14 protein-coding genes are annotated in these 11,116 nt (G+C 63.0%); 8 read left to right on the top strand and 6 right to left on the bottom strand.

Going from position 1 to position 11,116, the window contains the following annotated elements; translation table 11 throughout:
* Positions 1-72: 72 nt before the first annotated feature.
* The 6 genes from KBZ07_RS10115 to KBZ07_RS10090 form a co-directional block, all read right to left on the bottom strand.
* Positions 73-414 (bottom strand): hypothetical protein, encoded by a 342-nt coding sequence (locus KBZ07_RS10115; RefSeq protein ID WP_254931489.1) that lies wholly within the window; start codon positions 412-414, stop codon positions 73-75.
* Entirely contained in the window at positions 411-593 is a 183-nt protein-coding gene (locus KBZ07_RS10110; protein WP_254931488.1) for a hypothetical protein, read from the bottom strand. Before KBZ07_RS10110 ends, KBZ07_RS10115 begins: the two co-directional genes overlap by 4 nt.
* Before the next feature lie 13 nt (positions 594-606).
* Positions 607-897 carry a hypothetical protein gene (locus KBZ07_RS10105; RefSeq protein WP_254931487.1) on the bottom strand — a complete coding sequence of 97 codons (291 nt, stop codon included), beginning with the start codon at positions 895-897 and terminating at the stop codon, positions 607-609.
* Positions 898-905: 8 nt separating this feature from the next.
* Positions 906-1,604: a peptide-methionine (S)-S-oxide reductase MsrA gene (msrA, locus tag KBZ07_RS10100; protein ID WP_254961112.1), complete on the bottom strand. Its 699-nt coding sequence runs from the start codon at positions 1,602-1,604 to the stop codon at positions 906-908.
* A gap of 26 nt (positions 1,605-1,630) precedes the next feature.
* Positions 1,631-1,909: a hypothetical protein gene (locus KBZ07_RS10095; protein ID WP_254931486.1), complete on the bottom strand. Its 279-nt coding sequence runs from the start codon at positions 1,907-1,909 to the stop codon at positions 1,631-1,633.
* A gap of 91 nt (positions 1,910-2,000) precedes the next feature.
* Positions 2,001-3,782 (bottom strand): ABC transporter ATP-binding protein, encoded by a 1,782-nt coding sequence (locus KBZ07_RS10090; RefSeq protein WP_254931485.1) that lies wholly within the window; start codon positions 3,780-3,782, stop codon positions 2,001-2,003.
* A gap of 75 nt (positions 3,783-3,857) precedes the next feature.
* Between KBZ07_RS10090 and KBZ07_RS10085 the strand changes: the two genes are divergently transcribed.
* The 8 genes from KBZ07_RS10085 (at position 3,858) to gatA (ending at position 10,966) form a co-directional block, all read left to right on the top strand.
* Positions 3,858-4,190 carry a DUF3288 family protein gene (locus KBZ07_RS10085; RefSeq protein WP_254931484.1) on the top strand — a complete coding sequence of 111 codons (333 nt, stop codon included), beginning with the start codon at positions 3,858-3,860 and terminating at the stop codon, positions 4,188-4,190.
* Positions 4,191-4,295: 105 nt separating this feature from the next.
* Positions 4,296-5,339, top strand: a complete 1,044-nt coding sequence (gene trpD / locus KBZ07_RS10080) for an anthranilate phosphoribosyltransferase (RefSeq protein ID WP_254931483.1) — start codon at positions 4,296-4,298, stop codon at positions 5,337-5,339.
* 22 nt (positions 5,340-5,361) lie between these two features.
* A complete protein-coding gene (carA, locus tag KBZ07_RS10075) occupies positions 5,362-6,498 on the top strand; it encodes a glutamine-hydrolyzing carbamoyl-phosphate synthase small subunit (protein ID WP_254931482.1) in 1,137 nt (378 codons plus the stop codon).
* A gap of 95 nt (positions 6,499-6,593) precedes the next feature.
* Entirely contained in the window at positions 6,594-6,938 is a 345-nt protein-coding gene (locus tag KBZ07_RS10070; protein ID WP_254931481.1) for an STAS domain-containing protein, read from the top strand.
* A 16-nt stretch (positions 6,939-6,954) separates the two neighbouring features.
* Positions 6,955-7,362, top strand: coding sequence for a ribonuclease III domain-containing protein (locus KBZ07_RS10065; protein WP_106501987.1), 408 nt, complete (start codon positions 6,955-6,957; stop codon positions 7,360-7,362).
* 15 nt (positions 7,363-7,377) lie between these two features.
* A complete protein-coding gene (gene rlmB, locus KBZ07_RS10060) occupies positions 7,378-9,123 on the top strand; it encodes a 23S rRNA (guanosine(2251)-2'-O)-methyltransferase RlmB (RefSeq protein WP_254931480.1) in 1,746 nt (581 codons plus the stop codon).
* A 61-nt stretch (positions 9,124-9,184) separates the two neighbouring features.
* Positions 9,185-9,424 (top strand): DUF1816 domain-containing protein, encoded by a 240-nt coding sequence (locus KBZ07_RS10055; protein WP_254931479.1) that lies wholly within the window; start codon positions 9,185-9,187, stop codon positions 9,422-9,424.
* Positions 9,425-9,481: 57 nt separating this feature from the next.
* Positions 9,482-10,966, top strand: coding sequence for an Asp-tRNA(Asn)/Glu-tRNA(Gln) amidotransferase subunit GatA (gene gatA, locus KBZ07_RS10050; RefSeq protein WP_254931478.1), 1,485 nt, complete (start codon positions 9,482-9,484; stop codon positions 10,964-10,966).
* The last annotated feature ends 150 nt before the right edge of the window (positions 10,967-11,116 follow it).

Raw genomic sequence — 11,116 nt, 5'->3', positions numbered from 1 at the left:
ATTTGAACCTGCGACCCCCACTACCCCAAAGTGGTGCGCTACCAAGCTGCGCTACGCCCCGGCAGATCGAAGTTACCACAGCGCTTTGCGCTGTTTCAGCCGGCGTATCAGCCGTTCTGTGAGTCGCTCCCGTCCCAAAACTGCATACCCAGGAACCCGCAGGCGACGGGCTAGTTGCCGCAGTTCACCGACCCCCAGGCCTGCCAGCCGCAATTCGGGCAAGCGGCTCCATACGGCTGAGGCCGCAGGCAGGTCCGAACCTTTGCGATTGGCTGAGAAGCTCAGAAGGGCGCCGCCAGCCATCCACTCAGGCACCAGCACAAACAACACGGCCAGCAACCCATAGAGCTCCACAAGCCCCTTAGGCAGAGGATGCAGGGGGCGGTTGCGTGGCCTGGGCTCGAGCTTGCTCACAGCAGGGGGGCCTTGGGGTCGTTCAACCTGCCGGACGGCTGACCGGAGGGCCTATCGCGCCATTGCAGCTGGGGTTCGGACTTCGGGTTCAGTTTGACGCTCCAGAAGATCAGGGCAAAGCAGAGCCCCAGGGTGATAAACAACCCAAGAATCACCAGGCGATCCGGTAAGGGGTTCACAGCGCTGTCCTGCTCATACCTGGTCCGTGCGCAGGCACTCCAACCTTCTGAATTGCTGCTCCATAGTCAGCACATCGCCCCTGAGCACCAAGGTCAGTTGCTCGTTGCGATAACGGATGCCTGGTAGGTCTGAGGCCTCGCGAAACACGGTGGAGCGGAAGCGTCCGGTGAGCAGGGAGGCTTGGGCGTCATTGCGCTCCAGGGTGACCCGGCTCTGATCGGGGCAGATGAATTGTTCGGTGATGCCGTAGTCCTCCCACCAGGGCGACCCCATTGAGAGCAAGGCGAGGGCAAGCAGCGGCATGGACATGCTCAGGCCAGCTGAATTGGGGCATTCTCCCCCCGCAACACGCAGTGGGCCACCGTCCAGTCATAGGAAGACCACACCCGTGGATCGAGCTTGTAGGCCGAGCCCGCAAATTCCCCGAGCCTTTGGCCGCTTGGCTGGGCCGAGCAGTAAGGACGGCTGCCGGGTTTGGCTAAATATTGCTGGTGATATGGCTCCGCGTACCAAAGGGTTTGGTTGCTGCGCAGCTCAGTGGTGATCTCCCCAAAGCTAGCGCTGCTCAACAGGGCCTGGTAGGCGTCGCGGCTGGCCTCTGCTAGGGCCACCAGACCAGGATCATCCGCATAAATCACCGAGCGGTACTGGCTGCCCCGATCATTGCCCTGGCGATTCCCCTGGGTGGGGTCGTGGCATTCCCAGAACAGCTTCAGCAAATCGCTGAAATCGATTAGGGCCGTATCCCAGACCACCCGCACAACCTCGCTGTGGCCCGTGCGTCCAGAGCAGACTTGGTCGTAGCTGGGTTGCTGGATTGAGCCACCGGCGTAGCCCACGGCTGTTGTAACCACGCCAGGCAGGCGCCAAAAGCCCTTTTCGGCTCCCCAAAAGCAGCCGCAACCGAAAACCACCTCTGACTGGCCGCCCTTTATGGCTGCATCAATTGGGGTGCCCAGTACAACGTGGGGAGCTTGGGCCTGAGGGGTGCCCTGAAACAGGCCGAACACGCTGCGAATTGCAATGAAATCGGAGCCTAGAGAGTCCCTTTAGTTGTCGCGTCGGGCTCAAAGGCACTGTGATTAAGGAGAGTGGTGGTGAAGGCGAACAGCAGGAACGGCAGGGAAAGCACCAGGATCAGGCCCACACCCACAAGGGCAAAGATCGGCTTGCTGGCCCCCATCAAGGCCAAGCCAGCCGCCAGGCTGGCGAAGATCACCAGCATCCAGATCAAAATCTGCCCGTAGATATCGCCAAAGGTCAGGGTGCAGCGCAGCCGGTAGGGCAAGCCGGTAATCGGGGCAACTGGCTCCATGGATCCTCCTAGGCGTGGAACGCAAATGGCGACACCATCCACCTAAGCCCCATCTAGGTCACTTGGCTGAACAGCTCAACAAGTATTGAGATCAGCCGGCCGACCTCAGCTGTTCCTTTGCCTGCTCCCTATCCCAAAGGCGACGGTAGGTGCCGCGCTCAGCCACGAGCTTGCTGTGGTGGCCCTGCTGCACTAGCCGGCCCTCTTCGAGCACCAGCACTCGATCACAGGCGGCCGCCGCCGACAACTGATGGCTGATCATCAATACGGTGCGACCCAGACCTTGGTCATTTGACTGGGCATTGGCCTGCTCACTGCGAATCGTGCGAAGGATCTCGGCAGCGGTGGTGTTATCGACGCTGGCTAGGGCGTCATCAAGCACCAATAGCGGAGTGCGAACCAGTAGGGCCCGCCCCAGGGCTGTGCGTTGTCGCTGGCCGCCGCTAAGGGTGATGCCTCTCTCCCCCACCAGGGTCTGGTAGCCGTCGGGAAATCCCTTGATGTCGCCCTCAAGCCTGGCCTGGCGAGCTGCTGCCTCGACCCGCTCAAACGGCGCATCCGGCTCGCCATAACGCAGGTTGTCGGCCAGGCTCGCTGTAAACAGATAGCCCTCTTGGGGTACTAAGCCCACCTGGCCACGCAGTTCAGCCAAATCCAGAGCGGTGATGTCGACCCCATCGAGCCAAAGTTGGCCGGGATCTACCTCGACCATGCGCCCCAGGGCACGGGCCAGGGTGGTTTTGCCGCAGCCCACGGGCCCCACCACTGCCACAAGTTCGCCGGGATGAAGCTCAAAACTGACGTCCACCAGGGCTGGTCGAGGCGCGTTGGGATACCGCACGGTGAGGCCGCGGGCCTCCACAGCCCCCCGACCGGGCTTGGCTGGGGGAGTTGGTGAAGCTGAAGAAACGATCAAGGGCCGCCGTCGCAGCAGCTCCTCTACCCGCTCCAGGCTCACCTGGCCGGTTTGGAAGGTGTTGAGGGTGAACCCCAACAGGGCAGTGGGGAACACCAGCCGCTCCACAAACAGAATCAGGGCGACCAGGTCGCCGATGCTGAGGCGGCCACTTTCAAGCTGGCCACTGCCCAAGGCGAGTAGCAGGAGCAGGCTGATGGACGAGATGCCTTCCAGCAGCGGGAACAGGGTGCTGCGGGTGCGGGCCAGATTCAGGGCAGCATCCCGGTAGATGCGGTTGCGACCGGCGAAGGCGGTCTGCTCGGTGCTCTCCTGGCCGTAGATCTTGATGGCGCTGATGCCGGAGAGGTCCTCCTGGATCAGGTCGCTTAAGGAGGCCAAGGCCTCCTGCTGGCGGCGTTGCTGGCGCATCATGCGACCGCCAAACAGGCGCACCACCATCAACATCAGGGGGTAGAGCCCCACCGCCGCCACGGTCAACCAGCCGTCGATGGAGAGCATCGCTGGCAAGGTGAGCGCGTAGGCCAGCACCGTGTTGGTGAGGCTCAGCACGGCGAAGCCCAGGAGCCTGCGCACGTTTTCGACGTCGGAGGTGGCTCGGCTGATCACCTCGCCGCTGCCTGTGGTCTGAACCCAGCCGGGTTCCTGCTTGAGCAGGTGATCAAAAATCTGTTGTTTGAGCTCGGCCTCCACCTGCCGGCCTACCCCGAACACCAGCATGCGTGAGTAGAGCCGCACCGCCCCCATCACCGTTGCCAGGGCGACGATCAGCGCCGCCTGAGCCAGCACGTCTTGAAGAGCGAAACCATCCTGCAGGTCGTCGATTACCCGCCGCACCAAAAGGGGAATGGAGACGCTCAGCAGGTTCACCACCACAAGGGCGGCGACGCCGATTAACACCACCTTGCGATGGGGCCGCAGGTAGCGACGGATCAGATCCAGCCGTATGGCTCCCATCAGGGGCCGTTTTCACAGGTCCACCAACCTAGGCAGCTGCTTTTCCGGCAGGCTGGCCTCAGCAACAGCTGCGCCATGGCTTCCGCTCCTTCCCAATCCGGCAGCAATGATCAAAGCCATCCGCTTTACGCCACGGATCGCGAGGTGGTGGATCGGCTGCTTGCCGCTGAGGTGCCAGCCGACCACCACCTGGTTGATGCTGCCCGTTTGTTGATGCGCTACGAGGACTTTCCCGGTGCCCGTGATCTCAGCTCAGATTTGACCAAGACCCTGCGCTTGTGGGGAATTAGCCGTGAAGATCTGCACAGCCGCACCCAGGCAATCTGGGCAAAAGGTTTTCGGCCCGCACCAGCGGCGAGTGAGGCGGTGGGCTCCAGCTTTGACACCGCTGACCAGGAACAGACCTGACATTTTGCCAAGGCAGTCATCGCCATTTACCCCTTCTTCGGGTGATAGTGGATAGGTCCCCATCACCCGGCCCGGAGTGCTTTGCACCCGGGCTTTTTACTAGCTATGCCCACTGTTCAGTCCTGGCCTGCCCTGTTGGACCAGCTGCTCAATGGCGAGTCGCTGTCGGCCCAACAGGCGACCGCGCTGATGCAGGGCTGGCTGAGCGAACAGATCGATCCAGTGCTTACCGGAGGGTTGCTGGCCGCCTTGCGAGCCAAGGGAGTTAATGGCGAGGAGCTGGCGGCCATGGCTGAGGTCTTGCGAGAAGCTTGTCCGCTGCCGGCTTCCCGCCCTTCTATCGCGCTTGTAGATACCTGTGGCACCGGTGGCGATGGGGCCGACAGCTTCAATATTTCAACGGCTGTGGCGTTTGTGGCTGCCGCCTGTGGCGCCCACGTGGCCAAGCACGGCAACCGCAGTGCCAGTGGTCGGGTGGGATCAGCCGATGTGCTGGAGGCACTGGGCATTCATTTGCAGGCCCCCCAGGAGCAGGTGATTGGTGCCTTACCAAGTGCGGGGGTGACTTTTTTGTTCGCCCCTGGTTGGCATCCGGCGCTGGTGGGGCTGGCCCCCCTGCGCCGCAGCCTGGGGGTGCGGACTGTTTTCAATCTGCTGGGCCCATTGGTAAATCCCCTGCGGCCTGAGGCCCAGGTGCTCGGGGTGGCCCGGCCTGATCTGCTCGATCCGATGGCTGAGGCTCTGGCCCGGCTAGGGCTGCGCAGGGCTGTGGTTGTGCATGGTCAGGGCGGCCTTGATGAGGCCTCCCTTGCTGGAGTTAATTCGCTGCGACTGGTGAAATCTGGTGTTGTGAGCAGCGACCAGCTCGACCCTGAGGCATTGGGCTTGCAGCTTGCCCCGATCGCCGATCTGGCAGGTGGAGATCTCGCCACCAACCAAGCCATCCTCGAAGCCGTGCTCCAGGGCCGAGCTAGCCGCGCCCAGGCTGATGTGGTGGCCCTCAACGCAGCGCTGGTGCTGTGGGCCGCTGGTTTGACCGACTCAGTCGCCGCTGGTCTGAGCTTGGCCCAGCAGGCCATTGCCAATGGAGCTGGCTGGCAAGTTCTAGAGCGGCTGCGCGCCGCCCTGCCAGCCCCCGTTGCGGGATGATCAAAGCAACTGCCCTGAACCCGTGAGCGAGTCCGCTGCCACTGCCTTGCTGGTGTTGGCCGACGGCACCGTGCTGAGGGGTGAGTCCTTCGGGGCCCGGGGCACAGCCATCGGAGAAGTGGTGTTCAACACCGGCATGACCGGCTATCAGGAGGTCATGACCGACCCGAGTTACTCCGGGCAGTTGGTCACCTTTACCTACCCCGAACTGGGCAATACCGGGATCAACGCCGCCGATCAGGAGGCGGATCGCCCCCACGTGCGTGGGGTGATTGCCCGCCAGCTTTCACCTTGTACCAGTAGCTGGCGCTCAGAGGGTGATCTAGATGGCTGGCTTCTACGCCATGGAGTAGTTGGAATTCGAGCAATTGATACGCGAGCTCTGGTGCGTCATTTACGTGATGGCGGCGCGATCAACGGCGCAATTTGCAGTGATGGCACCTCGGCTTCGGCCCTGCTTGATCAAGTCCGCTCGGCCCCTTCGATGCAGGGCCTAAACCTGGCGGCATCAGTTACTACCCCTAATCCTTATCACTGGGATCAAACCTGTGGGGTCGCTTTTGATGCCCGTATGCAATCCCAGCCAGATTGCCCCTACCGGGTGGTGGCCATTGATTTCGGCATCAAGCGGGCGATCCTCGAGCGTCTTGCGGCCCACGGCTGCGAGGTGACCGTGCTTCCAGCCGATGCCAGCTTGGAGCAGGTTCTCAGTTACAAGCCCGAGGGAGTGTTCCTGTCCAATGGGCCCGGCGATCCGGCCGCCGTTAGCTCCGCTATTGAGCTCGCCAAAAGTCTTATCGCCCTGCCCAATCTCCCCCTGTTTGGCATCTGCCTTGGCCACCAGATCCTGGGGCTGGCCCTTGGAGGCACCACTTTTAAACTGGGCTACGGCCATCGCGGTTTAAATCACCCTTGCGGCAGCCCAGGGCAGGTGGAGATCACCAGCCAAAACCATGGTTTTGCCCTCGTGCCCGAATCCCTGCCCGCCGATCGAGTGCGGGTAACCCACCACAACCTCAACGACCAAACCGTGGCTGCACTGGAGCTGCTTGAGGCACCGGTGTTTGGTGTTCAGTACCACCCGGAGGCCAGTCCCGGTCCCCACGACGCCGACCATCACTTCGCGCGCTTCGCCGCCCTGATGGCCAGCCGCCGCTGAGGCATTTTTGTTGCGTCTTCTGCAGCGGCAAAATTGCTCCCTACACTTCGCCCCAGAACGGATCGAGGACTGGAGCCATCAACGACCTGCAGCGATTGACTGTCTCCCTGCGAGGAGGCTTCGAGCAGCAGGCCCACTGCCAGCTGTTCAGCTTCACTGGCCAGCTGGATGCCTACTCCGACAAACAGTTCGGCGAATTTGTGGCCTCTCACCGCGGCAATGGTCAGCCTTTGGTGATCGACCTCAGCCACATCGACTTCCTCGACTCGTCCGGTCTTGGCGCCTTGGTCCAGCTTGCTAAGCAGTGCAACAGCGATAAGCAGAAATTTTTGGTGGTGGGTAATGCCCGGGTTGTTCAAACCGTGAAGCTGGTGCGCCTAGAAGAATTTCTGCACCTTCAGCCCGACCTCGAAACAGCCCTTGGCAACCTCGCCGCTTGAGCAGGGAAAGGCTGAGCTGCGGCCCGCTTCGAGCTGGCTAGCTGGCCTTGCCCCCCATCCTCCCCAAGCCGAATTAGGCCCGCTACAGCTGGCCTGGCTGGGTGATGCGGTCTGGGAGCTTCATCACCGCCTGCAGCGCTGTCAGCGTCCAGGCCGCTCCCATACCCTGCACCAGGAGGTTGTGCAGGTAGTGCGTGCCGACGCCCAGGCTCTGGCACTGGAGAAGCTTGATCAGCAGCTCACTGATGCGGAGCGAGACCTTGTGCGCCGGGGCCGCAATCGGGCTGGCAGGGGCCCCCGGCGGGGGGATGCGGCGGCCTATGGCCAGGCAACTGGCCTTGAGGCCCTGCTTGGTTGGTTGTTTCTCCACGAGCCTGCCCGGTTAGCCGAGCTGCTAGATCACTTGCAGGAGATCGATCCATAACCTGCAGACAACGCCATGAGCCCACGATTTGAACGCCGTCCCGAGAAGCGGACGGGGGGCGGCGCCCGTGGGGCTGGCCGTCCTCCCCGCTTCAGCGGTCCCAAGCCTGAATGGCGCCGCGATGGAGCTGGTGAAGGCCGTGAGGTCCGTGAGGGAAGAGAAGGCCGTGAGGGCCGTGAAGGCCGTGAAGGGCCAAGAGATCGGGAGCCCCGGCGAGAGACCGGTGCACGACCCGCCCCCCGGGGTGTGTCCCGCTTCCAGCCCCGCCGCGATGGGCCAGCCGACCGCCCCAGTAGTCGCGGCGAGCGCCGCCCATTTGAACGGCGTGGTGACAGCGAGCGACCTTCGTTCGACCGTCCGCCTGCTCCCCGTTTTTCCAGCGATCGCTCCGGCTCAGACAGCAAGCCCTACGAGCGGCGACCCGGCGGCCGCTTTGAAGGTCGTCCCCAGGGCCGCCGTCCCGACTCTGGTCGCCCAGATAGCCGTCGTTTTGAGGGTGGGGGTCGCTTTGAAGGGGCCGGTCGCCCTGTTGGCCGACGTTTTGACACGGGGAGCCGCCCAGCGCCTGGCAGGTTTGCTGGCAAGCCGCTGATCGTCGACGCCGATACCCTTCCCCCCAGCGGTGATGCGGAGCGTCACAGCGTCGATCCCAGCGCCGATTTGATCTGGGGCCGGCATCCAGCCCAGGCGGCACTTGAGAGCGGTCGACCGATTCATCGCGTCTGGTGCACTCCAGAAATGCGCTTCAGCCCCAAGTTTCTGCAGCTGCTGCGAGAAGCCAAGGCATCGGGAGTACTGGTTGAGGAGGTCACCTGGGCGCGCCTAGGTCAGCTCACCGGAGGTGCCGTGCACCAGGGCATCACCCTGCAAACAGCGGCAGCTGAGACCCTTGATCTACAGACCCTGATGGAGGGCTGCGCAACCATTGGTGAGCCGGCCTTGCTGATGGCGGTCGACGGTCTTACTGATCCCCAGAACCTCGGCGCAATTGTGCGTAGTGCCGAAGCCCTGGGTGCCCATGGCCTGGTTTTGCCCCAGCGCCGCAGCGCTGGACTTACCGGCTCGGTGGCCAAGGTTGCGGCAGGTGCTCTTGAGCACTTGCCCGTGGCTAGGGTGGTCAACCTCAACCGGGCCCTCGACACCCTCAAGCAGGAGGGTTATCGGGTAGTGGGTCTGGCAGCCGAGGGCACCGTCAGCCTGGAGGAGGCCGATCTAGCTGGGCCTTTGGTCATAGTCACCGGTTCTGAGGGTGATGGTCTCTCCATGCTCACCCGCCGCAACTGCGATCAGCTGGTGCGCATCCCCCTGCGTGGCGCCACACCAAGCCTTAACGCCTCTGTGGCTACCGCCCTACTGCTCTATGAGGTGGCACGGCGTGGCTGGATGAAGGGGTTGAGCGGTTCCCAGCCCGCGCCCCGCTTGGTGCGCCCCCAGCTGCCCGCTCCAGCCGCCAGCCCCGAGCCTGAGGAAGAGCCCACGGCAACCGAAGCGAGTTCTGCAGAAGCCCAGCAACTGCCCACAAGCCAGCCTGATAGCTCCCCTGAGCTTCTTCACGATCAGGAGCCCCAGCCGGAGCAAGAGGTAATGCCGGAAATCGAGCCAGAGGACCAGTCAGAGCTATCGGCAGAGCAGCAGATTGCTGCAGCGATCACGCTCAACCAGGAACTGGCCAACCAGGAACCGGTCAACCAAGAACCGGTCATTGGCCTGGGTATGGAGCCAGCCGCCAAATCTGGTTTCCTTGGGGATATTCAACTGTGACTCAACTCTCAAGCCACGGTACCGACGCCGGGCAGAATGGATTACAAGCCGCTCCTGCCTCATGAATCCCCTGCTGTGGCCAGTGCGCAGCTGCGCTAATGGTCTGGGCCTGGCCTGGTGGGCACGGGTAGAAACCCACTCTCCCAACTCTGTTTATTGGTTTGGCCCCTTCGTGCGTCGCGGCACCCTGGAAAGCCATCTGCCGGCTTTCTTGAACGATCTCCGGGCCGAATCTCCGGGTTCTCTGGATCACCAGTTACTGCGCACCCGACGGGGCGAACCGCTCACCGAGTTCGACTGAGGGCTAGTGGCCGTTGCCGCTGGCTGATAGCGTCCAATCCAACTGGCAACAGGGTTGATGGGGATCGCTGATTCGCGCGAACAGGGGATTGCTCAATGGCGTCAGCAACTGCGCAATGGTGAGGTTTCAGCCCGTGAACTCACCGATCACCATCTGGCACGCATCCAGGCGGTTGATCCCACCGTTCACGCCTATCTGGAGATAACTGCCGAGCGGGCCAGGGCAGATGCGGATCGCATCGACGCCAGCCGCGCTGCTGGAGAAGATCTGCCACCCCTGGCAGGTATTCCTCTGGCAATCAAGGACAACCTCTGCACTAAGGGGGTCCCTACCACCTGCTCCAGTCGCATGCTGGAGCACTTCGTTCCCCCCTACGAGAGCACTGTTACCGACCGCCTCTGGCAAGCGGGAGCTGTCTTGCTTGGCAAGACAAACCTCGATGAGTTCGCCATGGGCAGCTCCACCGAGACCTCAGCCTTCGGCCCCAGCCGCAACCCTTGGAATCCAGAGAGGGTGCCTGGTGGTAGCTCCGGTGGCAGCGCCGCCGCGGTGGCTGCAGGCGAGTGCATCGCCGCCCTTGGCTCCGATACCGGCGGGTCGATTCGCCAGCCCGCCTCCTTCTGCGGGGTGGTGGGATTGAAGCCCACCTACGGCCGCGTCAGCCGCTACGGCCTGGTCGCCTTTGCCAGCTCCCTCGACCAGGTGGGCCCGTTCACCAACTCGGTGGCGGATGCGGCCGAGCTGCTGCAGGTGATCGCCGGTGCGGATCCGCGCGATGCCACCTGCCTGCAGGCCCCCGTGCCCGATTACGTCGCCGCCCTTGATCAACCTGTTGCTGGTTTGAGGGTGGGCATGGTGCGCGAGTGCTTCGAAGCTGAGGGCCTTGATCCCCAGGTGAAGGCTGCGGTGCTGGCCGCTGCCGCCCAGTTGGAGGCCCTGGGCTGCGAGCTGGTGGATGTGAGCTGCCCCCGCTTCAACGACGGCATCGCCACCTACTACGTAATCGCGCCATCAGAGGCCTCTGCAAACCTGGCCCGCTACGACGGTGTCAAATACGGCTACCGGGCCCCGGATGCCACCAGCCTGGTCGAGATGACTGCCCGCAGCCGGGCTGAGGGCTTTGGCGACGAGGTGCAGCGCCGAATTCTGATCGGCACCTACGCCCTCTCGGCCGGATATGTGGATGCTTACTACAAGAAAGCCCAGCAGGTGCGCACCTTGATTCGGCGTGACTTTGACCGGGCCTTTGAGGCGGTGGATGTGCTGCTCACCCCCACCTCACCCACCACGGCCTTTGGCTTTGGCGCCCACAACGACGACCCCTTGGCGATGGACCTCGCCGACCTGCTCACGATCCCGGCAAACATGGCTGGCCTGCCTGCCATCACTGTGCCCTGCGGTTTTGATCTCGAGGGCCTGCCGATTGGTCTGCAGCTGATCACGGGGGTGCTCGAGGAGCCGCGCCTGCTTCAGGTGGCTCACCATTACGAACTGGCTGCCCAGGTGATGCAGGCTCGCCCTGTGGCCCCATTGGTGCCCTAGGCGCTGGCCCCAGATCTAGTGGTTTTGCCCTGGTATGGGGCGCAAATGACACTGGATCTTGCGTGGTCGCCTAGTTTGTGGAAGCTTCCGATGCCTTCCGGCTAGACCTGCCCTTGGCCTTCGTTCCGCTCCACAACCACAGCGACTACA

Source organism: Cyanobium sp. BA20m-14, assembly GCF_024346295.1.
Note: the sequence above shows the minus strand (reverse complement) of the source record. Positions and strands in the feature narration are given on the sequence as shown.